Annotated in this window: 17 protein-coding genes; 10 read left to right on the plus strand and 7 right to left on the minus strand. The window is 67.8% G+C overall.

All coding sequences use genetic code 11. The features are described 5' to 3' along the window. Window positions 1–2 precede the first annotated feature (2 nt). Genes DI276_RS20840 through DI276_RS20855 form a run of 4 tightly spaced genes read left to right on the plus strand, consistent with a single transcriptional unit; the run spans window position 3 to window position 3,578 of the window. Window positions 3–1,082 (plus strand): acyl-CoA dehydrogenase family protein, encoded by a 1,080-nt coding sequence (locus DI276_RS20840; protein WP_112265937.1) that lies wholly within the window; start codon window positions 3–5, stop codon window positions 1,080–1,082. Next, window positions 1,079–1,822 (plus strand): SDR family oxidoreductase, encoded by a 744-nt coding sequence (locus tag DI276_RS20845; protein ID WP_112265939.1) that lies wholly within the window; start codon window positions 1,079–1,081, stop codon window positions 1,820–1,822. The genes DI276_RS20840 and DI276_RS20845 overlap by 4 nt, the downstream gene beginning before the upstream one ends. A gap of 14 nt (window positions 1,823–1,836) precedes the next feature. Beyond that, window positions 1,837–2,433 (plus strand): TetR/AcrR family transcriptional regulator, encoded by a 597-nt coding sequence (locus tag DI276_RS20850; RefSeq protein WP_112265941.1) that lies wholly within the window; start codon window positions 1,837–1,839, stop codon window positions 2,431–2,433. A gap of 14 nt (window positions 2,434–2,447) precedes the next feature. Further along, window positions 2,448–3,578, plus strand: coding sequence for an acetyl-CoA C-acetyltransferase (locus tag DI276_RS20855; RefSeq protein ID WP_112265943.1), 1,131 nt, complete (start codon window positions 2,448–2,450; stop codon window positions 3,576–3,578). Here the strand turns inward: DI276_RS20855 and DI276_RS20860 are convergent. From DI276_RS20860 to DI276_RS20875, 4 genes are read right to left on the minus strand one after another with little or no spacing between them, the layout of a single operon-like run. Then, the gene (locus DI276_RS20860; RefSeq protein WP_112265946.1) at window positions 3,562–4,611 is read right to left on the minus strand and encodes an NAD(P)H-dependent flavin oxidoreductase; all 1,050 of its coding nucleotides are present in this window, start codon (window positions 4,609–4,611) and stop codon (window positions 3,562–3,564) included. The two genes, DI276_RS20855 and DI276_RS20860, sit on opposite strands and share 17 nt — an antisense overlap. Then, entirely contained in the window at window positions 4,608–5,321 is a 714-nt protein-coding gene (locus DI276_RS20865) for a CoA-transferase subunit beta (RefSeq protein ID WP_112265948.1), read from the minus strand. Before DI276_RS20865 ends, DI276_RS20860 begins: the two co-directional genes overlap by 4 nt. Beyond that, complete coding sequence (locus tag DI276_RS20870) at window positions 5,318–6,115, minus strand: CoA transferase subunit A (protein WP_112265951.1); 798 nt, start codon at window positions 6,113–6,115, stop codon at window positions 5,318–5,320. The genes DI276_RS20865 and DI276_RS20870 overlap by 4 nt, the downstream gene beginning before the upstream one ends. After that, on the minus strand, window positions 6,090–6,857 hold the full coding sequence (locus DI276_RS20875; protein WP_112265953.1) for an enoyl-CoA hydratase family protein: 768 nt from the start codon (window positions 6,855–6,857) through the stop codon (window positions 6,090–6,092). The genes DI276_RS20870 and DI276_RS20875 overlap by 26 nt, the downstream gene beginning before the upstream one ends. A 70-nt stretch (window positions 6,858–6,927) precedes the next feature. Between DI276_RS20875 and DI276_RS20880 the strand changes: the two genes are divergently transcribed. From DI276_RS20880 to DI276_RS20895, 4 genes are all read left to right on the plus strand, one after another. After that, window positions 6,928–7,683, plus strand: a complete 756-nt coding sequence (locus DI276_RS20880) for an SDR family oxidoreductase (RefSeq protein ID WP_112265955.1) — start codon at window positions 6,928–6,930, stop codon at window positions 7,681–7,683. Next, the gene (locus tag DI276_RS20885; protein WP_112265957.1) at window positions 7,680–8,543 is read left to right on the plus strand and encodes an SDR family oxidoreductase; all 864 of its coding nucleotides are present in this window, start codon (window positions 7,680–7,682) and stop codon (window positions 8,541–8,543) included. Before DI276_RS20880 ends, DI276_RS20885 begins: the two co-directional genes overlap by 4 nt. Window positions 8,544–8,710: 167 nt before the next feature. Further along, a complete protein-coding gene (locus DI276_RS20890; RefSeq protein WP_198680788.1) occupies window positions 8,711–9,115 on the plus strand; it encodes a nuclear transport factor 2 family protein in 405 nt (134 codons plus the stop codon). 450 nt (window positions 9,116–9,565) lie between these two features. Continuing rightward, window positions 9,566–10,048: an RICIN domain-containing protein gene (locus DI276_RS20895; protein ID WP_232836798.1), complete on the plus strand. Its 483-nt coding sequence runs from the start codon at window positions 9,566–9,568 to the stop codon at window positions 10,046–10,048. Between the two features lie 198 nt (window positions 10,049–10,246). On the opposite strand, the gene DI276_RS20900 is transcribed toward DI276_RS20895, so the two are convergent. Continuing rightward, entirely contained in the window at window positions 10,247–11,374 is a 1,128-nt protein-coding gene (locus tag DI276_RS20900; RefSeq protein ID WP_112265961.1) for a steroid 3-ketoacyl-CoA thiolase, read from the minus strand. Window positions 11,375–11,497: 123 nt separating this feature from the next. On the opposite strand from DI276_RS20900, the gene DI276_RS20905 reads away from it, so the two are divergent. Next, window positions 11,498–12,724 carry a cytochrome P450 gene (locus DI276_RS20905; protein WP_112265963.1) on the plus strand — a complete coding sequence of 409 codons (1,227 nt, stop codon included), beginning with the start codon at window positions 11,498–11,500 and terminating at the stop codon, window positions 12,722–12,724. Window positions 12,725–12,794: 70 nt separating this feature from the next. Further along, window positions 12,795–13,148, plus strand: a complete 354-nt coding sequence (locus DI276_RS20910) for a hypothetical protein (RefSeq protein ID WP_112265965.1) — start codon at window positions 12,795–12,797, stop codon at window positions 13,146–13,148. Window positions 13,149–13,189: 41 nt separating this feature from the next. On the opposite strand, the gene DI276_RS20915 is transcribed toward DI276_RS20910, so the two are convergent. Both DI276_RS20915 and DI276_RS20920 read right to left on the minus strand, forming a co-directional pair. Continuing rightward, window positions 13,190–13,630 carry a nuclear transport factor 2 family protein gene (locus DI276_RS20915; RefSeq protein WP_112265967.1) on the minus strand — a complete coding sequence of 147 codons (441 nt, stop codon included), beginning with the start codon at window positions 13,628–13,630 and terminating at the stop codon, window positions 13,190–13,192. Beyond that, window positions 13,627–14,487 (minus strand): TIGR03619 family F420-dependent LLM class oxidoreductase, encoded by an 861-nt coding sequence (locus DI276_RS20920; protein WP_112265969.1) that lies wholly within the window; start codon window positions 14,485–14,487, stop codon window positions 13,627–13,629. The genes DI276_RS20915 and DI276_RS20920 overlap by 4 nt, the downstream gene beginning before the upstream one ends. Window positions 14,488–14,578: the final 91 nt, after the last annotated feature.

Raw genomic sequence — 14,578 nt, forward strand, 5'->3', positions numbered from 1 at the left:
GCATGGAGTCCTTCCGGCGCGAGGTGCGGGAATGGTTGTCCGCCAACCTCGTCGGTGAGTTCGCCGAGCTGCGCGGTCTCGGCGGGCCAGGCCGCGAGCACGAGGCGTTCGAGGGACGGCTGCGGTGGCACCGGCACCTGGCGGCTCACGGGTGGACCTGCCTCGGCTGGCCCGGCGAGCGCAGCGTCGAGGAGCAGGTCGTCTTCCACGAGGAGTACGCGGAGGCCGACGCACCGGCCAAGGTCGACATCGTGGGCGAGGGGCTGCTCGGCCCGACGCTCATCGCGTTCGGCACGAAAGAGCAGAAGGAACGCTTCCTGCCGAAGATCCGCAGCCTCGACGAGCTGTGGTGCCAGGGTTACTCCGAGCCCGGCGCGGGCTCGGACCTCGCAAGCGTGCAAACCAGGGCGAGGCTCGAAGGCGACCAGTGGGTGATCGACGGCCAGAAGATCTGGACGTCGAACGCGCACTACTCCGACTGGATCTTCGTCCTGTGCCGGACCGAGCCCGGATCGCAACGCCACCAGGGCCTCTCGTACCTGCTGGTGCCCATGAACCAGGCCGGCATCGAAGTCCGGCCGATCCGCCAGCTCACCGGCACGTCCGAGTTCAACGAGGTGTTCTTCGACGGCGCGGTCACGGCACGCGACAACATCGTCGGGCAGCCGGGCGAGGGCTGGAAGATCGCCATGGCCACGCTCGGCTTCGAACGCGGCACCGCGATGCTCGGCCACCAGGTGAGCTTCCGCCGCCAACTCGACGCGATCATGGCGCAGGCACCGGACGAGATGCGGGAGAAGCTGACGAGAGCGTGGCTGGAACTGCACGTGATGCGCTCGCACACCCTCAGAACCCTCAACGACGAACCAGGCCCGGAGGCGTCCGTGCTGAAGCTGTTCTGGGGCGGCTGGCACCGCAGGCTCGGTGAGCTCGCGATGGAGTCGCTCGGTCCCGCGTCGATGCTCGACGACAGCGAGTGGCAGCGCATGTTCCTGTTCAGCCGCGCGGAGACGATCTACGGCGGCTCGGACGAGATCCAGCGCGAGATCATCGCCCACCGAATCCTGGGGTTGCCGCGATGAACGGTCATGACCTGCTCAAGGACAAAGTTGTCGTCGTGACGGCCGCTGCCGGCACTGGAATCGGCTCGGCCACCGCGAGACGGTGCCTCGAAGAGGGCGCGACGGTGATCATCAGCGACTGGCACGAGCGTCGCCTCAAGGAAACCCACGAGGCGCTCGGCACCGCGCACGCGATCCCGTGCGACGTCACGAACGAGCAGCAGGTGCAGACGCTCGTTGACGAAACAGTCGAGCGCTACGGCCGCATCGACGTGATGGTCAACAACGCGGGCCTCGGCGGTGAGAAGTCGGTGCTGGACATGACCGACGACGAGTGGTCACGAGTGCTCGACGTGACGTTGAACGGCACCTTCCGCTGCACCAGGGCCGCACTACGCCAAATGGTCGCCCAGCGAAGCGGTGTCGTTGTTAACAACTCCAGTGTGATCGGCTGGCGGGCCCAGCAGGGTCAAGCCCATTACGCGGCGGCGAAAGCGGGCGTCATGGCGTTGACGCGGTGCGCCGCGATGGACGTGGCCGAGCACGGCATCCGGGTGAACGCGGTCGCCCCCAGCTTGGCTGCGCACCCGTTCCTCGCCAAGGTCACCAGTGAGGAGTTGCTGACGGAGCTGGCGTCCCGCGAGGCTTTCGGGCGCGCCGCCGAGCCGTGGGAGGTCGCGAATGTGATCGTGTTCCTCGCCAGCGACTACTCGTCGTACCTGACGGGCGAGGTCGTCTCGGTGAGCAGTCAGCACCCGTGAGGAAGGAACGACCGATGAGTGGCCGCAGGCAGGAGCTGCTCGCGTTGGCGGCGCAGATGTTCGCCGAACGCGGGTACGGGCAGACGACCGTGCGCGACATCGCGGACGCGGCGGGCATCCTGTCCGGCAGCCTCTACCACCACTTCGACTCCAAGGAGTCGATGGTCGACGAGATCCTGCGGACCTTCCTCGACGAGCTGTTCGAGCGGTACCGGGAGATCGTCGACGCCGGCCTCGAGCCCAAGCAGACGCTGAAGGCGCTGGTCGTGGCGTCGTTCGAGGCGATCGACGCCCGGCACGCCGAGGTCGCGATCTACCAGAACGAGTCCAAGCACCTGATGCCGCTGGAGCGGTTCGCGTATCTCCACGACCGCAACGTGGAGTTCCGCAAGCTCTGGACGGTGCTGCTGGAGGACGGCATGGGCGCGGGCGTGTTCCGCGCCGATCTCGACGTGGATCTCGCCTACCGGTTCATCCGCGACACGGTGTGGGTGGCCGTGCGCTGGTACCGGCCGGACGGCGGCCTGTCCGCGGACGCCGTCGCCGACCAATATCTCGCGATCCTGCTCGACGGCATCGCGACGGGTCGCCGAAAGAACTCGAAGACGTAAGAAGGAGGGCCCTCGTGGCCGAGGCGTACATCATCGAGGCTGTGCGGACCCCGGCGGGCAGGCGTGGCGGCGAGCTCAGTCACGTCCACCCAGCCGATCTCGGCGCGCACGTGATCACCGCGCTGCTCAACCGGGTCGACGTCGACCCGACCGACGTGGACGACGTGATCTTCGGCTGCGTGGACACCGTCGGCCCGCAGGCCGGCGACATCGCGCGCACAGCGTGGCTGGCGGCGGGGTTCCCGGAGCAGGTGCCGGGCGTGACGGTCGACCGGCAGTGCGGGTCGAGCCAGCAGGCGCTGCACTTCGCGGCGCAGGCGGTCATGAGCGGTACGGCCGACGTGATCGTCGCGGGTGGCGTGCAGAACATGTCGCAGGTGCCGATCTCCTCCGCCATGACGGTGAGCCCGTTCGAGGGCTGCGAGGGCTGGCAGCACCGGTACGGCGACGAGGAGGTCAACCAGTTCCGCGCCGCCGACCTGATCGCGGTGCGGTGGGACCTGTCGCGGCGCGAGATGGAGGAGTTCGCGCTGCAGAGCCATCTGCGGGCGATCACCGCGATCAAGGAGGGCCGGTTCGACCGGGAGATCGCGCCGGTCGACGGGGTCGTGCACGACGAGTGCCCGCGGCCGGACACGAGTGCCGAGAAGATGGCGGCGCTGCAACCGTTGCGGCCGGGTGGCCGGACGACCGCCGCGCTGTCGTCGCAGATCTCCGACGGTGCCTCGGCGGTGCTGGTCGTGTCGGAACGGGCGGTGCGCGAGCACCGGTTGACGCCGCGGGCACGGGTGCACCACATCTCGGCCCGCGGATCCGACCCGATCTACATGCTGACCGCGCCGATCCGTGCCACCAAGTACGCGTTGGAACGGGCCGGCATGTCCATTTCGGACATCGACCTGTTCGAGATCAACGAGGCGTTCGCGTCCGTGCCGCTGGCCTGGGCGAAGGAGCTCAAGGTCGATCTCGGGCGGGTCAACGTCAACGGGGGAGCGCTGGCACTCGGGCACCCGATCGGCGCGACCGGCACGAAGCTGTTCACGACGTTGCTGCACGAGCTGGAACGGACCGGCGGCCGGTACGGGTTGCAGACGATGTGCGAGGGCGGCGGTCAGGCGAACGTGACCATCATCGAACGTCTCTGAGCTGGTCGATGATCTTCTCGGCGTCGGCGACGATGGTGGTGATCAGCTGTTCGCAGGTGGGCAGGTCGTCGAGCAGACCGGCGACCTGACCGGAGGCGAGCACGCCCGCGTCGGTCCTGCCCTCGACGAGTCCGGCGCGCAGCAGCATCGGCGTGTTCGCGGCCATGATCACCTGGGCCCAGGTGAGGTCCTTGCCGTGCTTCATGGCCAGGCCCTCGCGGATCATCGCGCGCCACGACAGTCCGGTGAGCTGCCGGAACCTGGCGGCGTTGGTGATCGCTCTGGTGAGGCTGCTGATCTTGCCGGACTGCTCGAGGTGGTTGACGAGGTCGGTGCGCAGGACCCGGTGCGGCAGGCCGTCGACGCGGGTGGTCACGACTGTGCCGTTGAGGTCTCGTTGCAGGTAGGCGGCTTTGACCGCTTGTGGCACCGTGCTCTCCTGGGTGAGCAGGAACCTCGTGCCCATCGCGATTCCCGCCGCGCCGTACGCGAGTGCGGCCGCGAGACCTCGGCCGTCGAAGAAGCCGCCCGCCGCGATCACCGGGATGTCCACGGCGTCCAGCACGCTCGGGAGCAGCAGAGTCGTTGCCACACCACCGGTGTGGCCGCCGCCCTCGCCGCCCTGGACGATCACCGCGTGAGCGCCCCACTTGGCGACCTTCTCCGCGTGCCTGGCCGCGCCGATCGACGGGATCACGACCACGCCGGCGTCGGTCAGCTTGGCGATCATGTCGGGTTTCGGGGCCAGTGCGAAGGAAGCGACCTTGACCTGTTCGCGGATGAGCAGGTCGACGCGTTCCTGGGCGTCCTGCGCGTCGGCGCGGAGGTTCACGCCGAACGGTTGGGACGTGCGGGAACGGGTCTCCTTGATGGCGGCTTCGAGTTCGGCGTAGGTCATCGTGGCCGAGGCCAGAATGCCGAGCCCGCCTGCTTCGGCGGTCGCGGAGACCAGACGTGGCCCGGCGACCCAGCCCATGCCGGTCTGCACCACCGGATGCTTGACACCGACCAGTTCGGTCAGGGCGGTTCTCATGACGGGACTTCCTTGTCCCGCTTGGCATCCGGGTCGAGCTTCGTTCTGATGAGCTCGAGTTCTTCGTCGGTCGGGAGCCGCGTTTCCACGACGTCCGTTGCGGTGAGCGGGAACGACGTCTGCTTCTGGACCTCGTCGACGGACACGCCGGGATGCGTGGAGACCAGCCGCATCGAGTGGTCCGGGGTGTTGAAGTCGAGCACGGCTAGGTTCGTGACGACGCGGTGGATGTCGTGGAACGGGCCGACAGCGCGGTCGTAGCCGACGCCGGAGACCACGTCGACCGCCTCGACCAGCACGCGCGGACTGTGCCGCGGCACCCAGTAGCTGGTGCGGTGGTTGATCGTGTTGCCGGGCGCGCCGCGGAACCCGAGCAGCTGCCGGGTGGGCTTGGCGTGGTCGCCGATCGCGGAGATGTTCTGGTTGCCGAACCGGTCGACCTGGTTCGCGCCCATCACGACGTGCCGTCGGCCGTGCGCGACGACGTCGAACACCTGCCGGTACGGCAGCCACCCCTCCACAGTGGACTCGGGCGTGAGCAGGAAGGCCTCGCCGTCGGAGAGCAGCAGATCGGGCTCGGTGGTGAGGCGGGCCAGCTTCGCGCCGAGGGACGGGATGAGGCCCATCGGGCTGGCGAGCGTCTCACCGGCTCCGGCGAACAGGTCGGCGCAGGCGGTCACGCAGATCTCGGCCCTGGTGATGTCGCTCATGCCAGCAGCCTCTTCTCGAAGTCGGCCCATTTCTCCAGGTCTGCCGCTGCTTCGGCGTATTCGCGCTGCCGGGCTTCGTCGCGCGGGTAGTCGGGCACGCAGCTCGTGAACCCCGCGCCACCCGGTGCTTCCACGACGCCGTCGACCATCATCCGGTTGAGCAGCAAGGTTTGCGGCGGCCCGTCGAACGTTTCGACGATCTGCTCGCATGAGACGTAACGGCGATCTGCGGCCAGGCAGAACAGGTCGTCGAAGTACGGGTCCGGGCCGAGGTACTGGGCGTTGCCGTGCCGGTCCGCGCGGTTGAGGTGGACCAGCGCGACGTCGAGTTTCAACGCAGGCATGGCGACCAGCTCTTCGCCGTCGTCGTAGGGTGAGCGGACGGTCTTGAGCTCCGGGGCGTACTTGAGCACGTCCGAGCCCAGCCCAGCCCTGATCGGCAGGAACGGCAGCCGGTGTGCGGCGGCTTTGAGGCCGGTCTGGAACATGCCCTCGTCCAGCTCCAGCACCTCGATCGCACCGGTCTCCCTGGCCCGTTTGAACCACGGGTCGTACGGGATCGTGTCGAGCGAGACGAACCCGTAAACCAGCTTGCGGACCTTGCCGGCCGCGCACAGCAGCCCGACGTCCGGGCCGCCGTACGTGACGACGGTGAGGTCCTTGGCGTTGCTCTTGAGAATTGCTTTGACCAGGGCCATCGGCTTGCGCCGCGAGCCCCAGCCGCCGATGCCGACGGTCATGCCGTCCTTGATCTCGCTGCCGACCTCGTCAGCTGTCATTCGCTTGTCGCGCATGGTTTCCGTCCAGGAAGGCCTGCCGGGCGTGGTCCGACACACCGGTGAGGTTCAGCTCGAAGGTGAAGCCCTGCTCGAAGCGGTAGCTCTGGTGCACGCGCTGGGTGTCGATGCCGTTGATCGCCTCCTTGGCCGCGCGGATCACCGTCGGGTCCTTCTTGGCGATGTCCCTGGCGATCTCGCGGGCCGCGTCGTCGAGCTGCGCGCGCGGGGCTATCTCGAAGACGCTGCCGTGGTGGTGCAGGGTTTGCGCGCTGACGTTCCTGGCCGTGTAGTACAGCGTCCGCATGAGGTGCTGCGGGACGAGCCTGGCCAGGTGGGTCGCGGCTCCCAGGGCGCCCCGGTCGACCTCGGGCAGGCCGAACGTGGCGTCGTCCGAGGCGACGATGACGTCCGCGTTGCCGACCAGTCCGACGCCGCCGCCGAGGCAGAAGCCGTTGACCGCGACGATGACCGGCACCTCGCAGTCGTACACGGCCGCGAACGCCTTGGCGCAGCCCCGGTTCGCCGCGAGGAGAGCCGCGTGGCCGGGCGTGCGTTGCATCTCCTTGAGATCGACGCCCGCGCAGAAGCCGCGGTTCTCGGCGCGCAGGATGACGACCCGCGCCTCCGGGTCCTCGCCCGCCCCCGTGATCGTCTTCGCCAGCTCGAACCAGCCGGCCGAGGGGATGGCGTTGACCGGGGGATAGTCGATCGTGACCTCGATGATGCCGTTTTCGGTGTGGCTGCTGGAGATTCCCATCGCGCCGCCTTCCGAACCAAGCGATTGCTTGGTAATTTAGCAGCGCCGGAGCGACCGGGGTAGGTGCATCGTGGAACTGTCCCTCGACGGAAGCGTTGTCCTGGTGACGGGCGGCGTGCGAGGTGTCGGTCTCGGGATCACTCGCGCGTTCCTGTCCGCTGGGGCTGTGGTGGTGACCTGTGCTCGCCGTCCTGCTGACGTGCCTGGTGCGGTGTTCATGCCGTGCGACGTGCGGGATTTTGAGCAGGTTTCGTCGCTGGTGTCCTCCGTGGTTGATCGTTTCGGGCGGCTCGACGTCGTGGTGAACAACGCGGGCGGGGCGCCGTACGCGTTGGCGGACAAGGCTTCGCCGCGGTTCCACCAGAAGATCGTCGAGCTGAACCTGCTGGCGCCGTTGCTGGTGTCGCAGGCCGCTTACGGGGTGATGAAGGACTCCGGCGGTTCGATCGTGATGGTCAGCAGTGTTTCTGGCCGTCGCCCGTCACCTGGAACTGCTGCTTATGGCGCCGCGAAGGCCGGGTTGGACAACCTGACCGCGTCGCTGGCCGTCGAGTGGGCGCCGCGGGTGCGGGTCAACGCTTTGGCGGTCGGGATGGTGCGGACCGAGCAGTCTCACCTGCATTACGGGTCTGCGGAGGGCATCGCGGCTGTTGAGCGGACTGTGCCGCTGGGGCGGCTGGCGACGCCCGACGAAATCGGCGCGTGCGCGGTGTTCCTCGCTTCGCCGCTGGCTTCGTACGTGACCGGCTCGACCTTGGTTGTGCACGGCGGGGGCGAGGTACCCCCGTTCCTGGCAGCGGCCGACACCGATGGGGGTTCGTCATGAGCTTGTGCGAGGACCGGGTCGTCATCGTGACCGGTGCCGGTCGCGGCATCGGGCGAGCGCACGCGCTGGCGTTCGCCGCGGCTGGGGCACGGGTGGTGGTGAACGACCTGTCTGCGGCGGTGGCGGGCGAGGTGGCCTCGTTGATCGGTCCGCGCGCGGTCGTGAACACCGACGACGTGGGCACCTGGGCCGGCGCCGCGCGGGTGGTCGATGCTGCGTTGGAAGCCTTCGGCGGGCTCGACGTGCTGGTGAACAACGCCGGGATCGTGCGCGACCGGATGATCGTGAGCTGCGGCGAGGACGAGTGGGACGAGGTAGTGCGCGTGCACCTCAAGGGCCACTTCGCGCCGCTGCACCACGCCGCGGCGTACTGGCGGGGCGTGGTGAAGGCCGGCGGCAGCGTGTCGGGCCGGGTGATCAACACGTCGTCCGGGGCCGGGTTGTTCGGGAGCGTGGGGCAGGCGAACTACTCGGCGGCCAAGGCGGGGATCGCCGCGATGACGCTCGTGGCCGCCGCAGAGCTGGCGCGGTACGGCGTGACGGTCAACGCGATCGCTCCGGCCGCGCGGACGCGGATGACGGAGGCGACGTTCGCGGACACGATGGCTGCGCCGGACGACGGGTTTGACGCGATGGCGCCGGAGAACGTGTCGCCGCTGGTGGTGTGGCTGGGTTCTGCGGAGGCAGGGGACGTGACCGGGCGGATGTTCGAGGTCGACGGCGGGCGGATCTGCGTCGCTCACGGGTGGCGGCGAGGGCCGGAGATCGACAAGGGGGCGCGGTGGTCGCCGGAGGAGCTGGGCGGGGTGGTGCACCAGCTGGTCGCGGACGATCACCCGGTACCGGTGTACGGCGCCTGAGCAGGAGCTGCCAGGAGCGGCCCATGTCGGTCTTCTGCCGTGTGTGGCTTGCAGGCCGTGCGGCGTCGCGAGATCGAGTGAATGCCTGCGGCAACGGGTAACGCAGCGCCACCGGTACCCGACCGCCAGATGTGACTCGATTGGCGTCCTTAGTGACGGTCTTGGGCGTGCTCGCGGCCCTCGCAGGCTGCGGGAGCAAAGAACAGCCGACGGCAACAAACACGCGCGACGAAACAGGTGCGACAACAGTGGCGCCGACAGTGACAAGGGGTTCGTCAGCAGAGCTGGAAGCAGCGGTGCGTGCGTACTCAGCAGCGTTCCTCTCCGGGAGAAGCGAGGCGTATGAGCTGCTTTCACAGCGCTGCAAGGAACGTATGCCACGCGCCGGATTTCTTCAGGTGCTCGCGGCGGCGAGCCAATTGTACGGACCGCAGGAAATCGTGTCGCTCAAGGTCGACCAGATTTCCGGCGACCTGGGGCGGGTGACCTCCACCTACGCGAATTCCGAATTGAATCAGCGGAGCGAGCCATGGGTTCGGGAGAACGGTGTCTGGCGGATTGACGACTGCTGACTCCATTTCACGATCGAATGAAGTCCGATCTGTTCGCACGCGGTTGCACCCTCGAAATGGCGCGCCGTCACCAGCGCGACCATGTCAATGAACCGGACGCAGCCAACGACGAGCTGGGGTTGAGGCGCGCGGCCGCCGTTCGGCCGGCTGGTGTGACACAGCGCGCAACCAACCAATACTCGAAAGGATAAAAAACCTTAGCCGTGCGGGGCGTGGCACGTGGTGTGCTGCGCCCTGCGGCAACGGATGCGGGAGAATCACTTGTTAAACTGACACCTTCCGGTGCAACCAGGCCGCCTTGCTTGTCCGCACGAGGCCCCGCCGACATCCTTTTGGTCGAGCCGAACAACGCTCGAATTTCGCCAGGAGAAAGGTGTCGTGCCAATGCAGCCCGTTACCGCAATTATGTCGGTACGTAGTCGACGGCCCTCGAGAGCAAGAATTGTCGGCGTGAGCGCTGTTCTTTGCGTGTTCGCGGCGATGATGCTCACGGGGACCGGCTCGGCGAGCGCCGCGTCGCAGTTCCGGCCGGTCGTCGCCGCCCACAGCGACAAGTGCCTGGACGTGAGCGGTGTGAGCCAGCAGAACGGCGCCGCGGTGATCCAGTGGTCCTGCCACGGCGGCGGCAACCAGCAGTGGGTGATCGTGCCCGCCGGTGGCCAGCACGTGCAGCTGATCGTTCAACACAGCGGCATGTGCCTGGACGTGAGCGGTGTGAGCCAGCAGAAGGGTGCTGCGGTGATCCAGTGGCCCTGCCACGGTGGCGGCAACCAGCGTTGGCGAAAGGTCGACGTAGGCGGCGGCTACTTCCGCCTGGTGGCGTCCCACAGCGGCAAGTGCCTGGACGTGAGCGGTGCGAGCCAGCAGAACGGCGCCGCGGTGATCCAGTGGACCTGTCACGCCGGCCTCAACCAGCGCTGGCGCAAGGGCTGAGCTAACCCTTCGCTTCATGCTGCTGGTTGCCGATCGCGGCGAAGGTGCTCTGAATTGTGAGGACACGACTTTGTCGATGGTCATGTCCGAACCAGTTCAGAGCACCTTTCCGGCGGGTGGCGCCACCGGGTCGAGCACGCCCTGCACGTTCCGCCGGAACACCTGATCACCGCGTCACGCAACCCACGTCCCACGCCACTAGATCCGTTCGATGATCGTGCCGCTGGCCATCGCCCCGCCGGCGCACATCGTGATCAGCGCAGTCGTCGCATCTCTGCGCTCCAACTCGTGCAACGCCGTAGTGATGAGCCGCGTGCCCGTGCTGCCCACCGGGTGACCGAGAGCGATCGCCCCACCGTTGACGTTGACCCGGTCCAGGTTCGGCCGGTGCACGGAGGCCCACGACAAGACGACCGACGCGAACGCCTCGTTGACCTCGAACAGGTCGATGTCCGCCATCTTCATCCCACTGCGCTGCAGCAACCGCGCCGTGGCGTCGATCGGCCCGTCCAACAGGTAGTACGGGTCCGCGCCGACGAGGCACTGCGACACGATCCGGGCCCGAGGCTTCAGGCCGTGCGCCCGCGCGAAGTCCTCGTCCACGACCATCACGGCCGAGGCGCCGTCCGAGATCTGTGACGACGTGCCCGCCGTGTGGACCCCGTCCGGCATGACCGGCTTCAACGCGGCCAGCGCCTCGAGCGAGGTTTCGCGCAGGCCCTGGTCGGTCTCCACCAGTTCCTCGCCGACCTTCACCGGGACGACCTCGGCGGTGAACCGTCCTTCGGCCCAGGCGCGCTGGGCTCGGGTCTGCGACTGGACACCGAACCGGTCCACCTCCTCGCGGCCGATGCCGCGCCGGGCCGCGATGCGTTCCGCGCCGACGAACTGGTTGGGCTGGTCGATGCTCCACGACTCGGGGCGGGGTGAGCCGGCGTCACCGATGTTGCTGCGCAGAGGGACGCGGCTCATGGCTTCGACTCCGCACGCGATGCCGCAGGAGATCGCGCCCACAGCGATCAGGCCGGCGATCAGGTGGGTGGACTGCTGCGCCGAGCCGCACTGGGCGTCGATGGTGGTGCCGCCGGTGGTTTGCGGCAGGCCTGCGTGCAACCAGGAGGTGCGGGCGATGTTGTTGGACTGCTCGCCCGCCTGGGTCACGGTGCCGCCGATCACTTGTTCGACAGTGGACGGATCAACACCGGTTCGGTCAAGAAGACCTTGTTGTGCCGCACCGAGGAGCTCGGCGGCGTGCAGGCCGGACAACCAGCCGTTGCGCCTGCCGATGGGCGTGCGCACCGCTCCCACGATCACCGGACTGCCCACGCGAGCCTCCTCTGGAAACTAGAACACGTTCCTGTAGGGCTCCAGATTGGCGGCCTGGGGGCTTCAACACAAGGCGCAAGCGTGTTTGAATCAGATAGAACGCGTTCCACCTAGGAGGTGCCTGTGGGCAAGCCGCGCATCCCGGAAGGCTTCGACTTCACCGACCCCGACATGTACGCGAGTCGCCTGCCGGTCGACGAGCTCGCCGAACTGCGCCGGACCGCGCCGATCTGGTGGAACTCCAAACCGCACGGCCAGGGCGGTTTCCCCGACGAGGGCTACTGGGTGGTGACCAAGCACCACGACGTCAAGGAGGTCTCGCGCAACAGCGAGGTGTTCTCCAGCCGCGAGAACACCGCGATCATCCGGTTCAAGGACGACATGCCGCGCGACAACATCGAGATGCAGCGGCTGCTCCTGCTCAACATGGATCCGCCGACGCACACCAAGCAGCGCGGCATCGTCTCCCGCGGCTTCACCCCCAAGGCGGTCAACGCCTTGCGTGAAGCCCTCACCGCGCGTGCCGAGCGGATCGTGGCGGAGGCGGTGGTCAAGGGAAGCGGTGACTTCGTCACGGACGTGGCGTGCGAACTCCCGCTGCAGGCGATCGCGGAGCTCATCGGCATCCCGCAGGACGACCGCCGCAAGATCTTCGACTGGTCCAACCAGATGATCGCCTACGACGACCCCGAGTTCGAGATCGAACCGCTCACCGCGGCCACCGAGCTGCTGGGCTACTCGTGGACGATGGCGGAGGACCGGCGCAAGTGCCCGCGCTCGGACATCGTCACCAAGCTCGTCCAGGCTGACGCGGACGGTGCGTTCCTCGCGTCGGAAGAGTTCGGCTTCTTCGTGCTGCTGCTTGCCGTGGCCGGCAACGAGACCACGCGCAACGCGATCACGCACGGCATGAAGGCGTTCTTCGACCATCCCGATCAGTGGGAGCTGTTCAAGGCGCAACGGCCCGCGACGGCCTGCGACGAGATCGTCCGGTGGGCCACGCCGGTGATGTCGTTCCAGCGCACCGCAATGGTGGACACCGTGCTGAGCGGCGTGGAGATCAAGCAAGGACAGCGGGTCGGGATGTTCTACTCGTCCGCGAACTTCGACGAAGAGGTGTTCAGCGAGCCGCAGAAGTTCGACATCACCCGCGACCCCAACCCGCACCTCGGCTTCGGCGGCAGTGGCGCGCACTTCTGCATCGGCGCGAACCTGGCGCGGCTGGAGATCGACCTGATCTTCAACGCGATCGCCGACGCGATGCCGAACATCCGGCAGCTCGAGGAACCTCGGCGGCTGCGGTCGGGCTGGCTGAACGGCATCAAAGAGTTCCAAGTCCAGTACGCGTAGGCGGAGATCGGAGCAGACTGAGAGCTCGCCGGGACGAATACGGCGAATCACATCCGAGGGGGAATTCGGAATGCTCTCAGTGCTCAAGAAGGCGGGCTTGGTCGTGGTGCTCGCCGCTGCGGCGGCGAGCACGGCCACGCCGGCGTCGGCCGCCAGCTCGCGCTGCGTGGTCGGTTCGAGCGGCAACTGCACCACCGCCGCGATCCCGGCCGAGCAGTTCATCGACTACTTCGTCGACAACCGCCTGCGCCCGACGGCGTGCTCGTACCAACTGCGCGAGGTGAGCTCCGGGGTGCTCGTGGGCAGGGGCACGGCCGACCCCGGCGTCGCCGCCCGCGGGCGGGTGACCGGTCTGTCCGGCCGTTACCAGCTGGAACTGCGGCGCTGCAGCGCCGGGGCGGTCGGCGTGATCGACAACGAGTGAAAGCCGGGGACTGGCACGTCTGGAGGTCGTGCCAGTCCCTTTCAGCCGTCCTGGCGCAGGGTGCCCATCGCGCGTTCCGTCTCCCAGAACGCTCGCACCGACCGGATCAGCCCGTCCTCGCCGACGCGGTAGACGAACACGCCCTCGGTGTCGACCCGCATGCCACCCGGCAGAAACGCGGAAATGGTGCCGACGTTGGCGCACTCGGACCCGGCCGCGAACGAGTCGTGCATCGCGAACTCGAACCGTTCGACGCCTGCGATCGCGAGGTCCCAGAACGCGGCGATCGCTGCCTTGCCGTGGTGCCCCTTGCCCTCGGCGTCGAACATCGACGGGCCGACCGGGTCCTCGACCACGGCGTCCTCGGCGAACAACGCCAGCCACTCGTCCTTCGCGCCCCGCGTCACGGCGTCCATCGAGCGCCACGAGGCGACCCGCGCGGGAGTCTCGGTGTTGGAGGCCTTCCAGGTCACCGCGGTCATGCGAACTCTCCGATCACCTCGTCGGCGAAGCGCCGAAGTCCGTCCTTCTTGGCCTGCAGGCTGCCGTCGAAACCGACGCCGTAGAACAGCCACGGCACCACGATCACGTCCGTCACGCCGATCTCGTCGAGCTGCCGGTAGCCGTCCAGCCCGAACCGGTCGACGCACACGGCCTGGATCTCGAACGGCCGCTCGAACGCGCCGAGGTCCGTCAGTTGTGCGATGACCGACTTGAGGTCGGCGAACTTGATCATCGCGGAAGTCCAGCCGTCACCGACGCGGGCCGCGCGCTTCAGGGCGGCGGGGGAGTGGCCGCCGACGTAGAACGGGACGGGCGAGGTGGGCGCCGGCGACATCTGCAGGCGGTCGAAGTCGAAGTACTTGCCGTGGTACTCGACCATGCCGCCGCCCAGCACCAGCTTCAGGACGTCGATCATCTCGTCCACCCGCGGGCCGCGGTTCTTGAACGGCGCCCCGCACCACTCGAACTCCTCCGGCGACCAACCCAACCCCACGCCCAAACCGAACCGGTTGCCGGTCATGTGCGCGACCGAGCCGATCTGCCGCGCGAGCAGCAACGGGTTGCGGGAGCCCAGTTTCAGGACCTGCGTGTAGAAGTGGATCCGGGACGTCACCGCGCCCATCGCGGCCGCGGCGACGAACGGGTCGACCCACGGGGTATCGGCGTTCCACATGCGGGAGCCGTCTGGCGTGTAGGGATAGTCGGCGGAGACCTTCTCGGAGAAGAAGAGGGAGTCCGGCAGGGCGATCGAGGCGTAGCCGCACTCTTCGGCGCACTGGGCGAGTTCGGTCAGCTGGTCGAGCGGGCTCATGGCGATGCCGACGGTGAACTTCATGGCTTCTCCATAAGATTGTTGATGTCCAGGACGGGGTGTTCTGGATGCCCGGGACGGCGGGGTGTGGCTGATGGCTTCTTGCCGTTGGGTG

Origin of the sequence: Lentzea terrae (genome assembly GCF_003265345.1) — a bacterium.
In the GTDB taxonomy this organism is placed as follows: Bacteria; Actinomycetota; Actinomycetes; order Mycobacteriales; family Pseudonocardiaceae; genus Lentzea; species Lentzea terrae.

Excerpts from the sequence above, each read along its gene's own strand:
- DI276_RS20850 (WP_112265941.1), top strand. The coding sequence starts at position 1,837 with ATGAGTGGCCGCAGGCAGGAGCTGCTCGCGTTGGCGGCGCAGATGTTC.
- DI276_RS20885 (WP_112265957.1), top strand. The coding sequence starts at position 7,680 with ATGAGCTTGTGCGAGGACCGGGTCGTCATCGTGACCGGTGCCGGTCGC.
- DI276_RS20915 (WP_112265967.1), bottom strand. The coding sequence starts at position 13,630 with ATGACCGCGGTGACCTGGAAGGCCTCCAACACCGAGACTCCCGCGCGG.
- DI276_RS20865 (WP_112265948.1), bottom strand. The coding sequence starts at position 5,321 with ATGAGCGACATCACCAGGGCCGAGATCTGCGTGACCGCCTGCGCCGAC.
- DI276_RS20845 (WP_112265939.1), top strand. The coding sequence starts at position 1,079 with ATGAACGGTCATGACCTGCTCAAGGACAAAGTTGTCGTCGTGACGGCC.
- DI276_RS20875 (WP_112265953.1), bottom strand. The coding sequence starts at position 6,857 with ATGGGAATCTCCAGCAGCCACACCGAAAACGGCATCATCGAGGTCACG.
- DI276_RS20860 (WP_112265946.1), bottom strand. The coding sequence starts at position 4,611 with ATGAGAACCGCCCTGACCGAACTGGTCGGTGTCAAGCATCCGGTGGTG.
- DI276_RS20840 (WP_112265937.1), top strand. The coding sequence starts at position 3 with ATGGAGTCCTTCCGGCGCGAGGTGCGGGAATGGTTGTCCGCCAACCTC.
- DI276_RS20920 (WP_112265969.1), bottom strand. The coding sequence starts at position 14,487 with ATGAAGTTCACCGTCGGCATCGCCATGAGCCCGCTCGACCAGCTGACC.
- DI276_RS20910 (WP_112265965.1), top strand. The coding sequence starts at position 12,795 with ATGCTCTCAGTGCTCAAGAAGGCGGGCTTGGTCGTGGTGCTCGCCGCT.
- DI276_RS20870 (WP_112265951.1), bottom strand. The coding sequence starts at position 6,115 with ATGCGCGACAAGCGAATGACAGCTGACGAGGTCGGCAGCGAGATCAAG.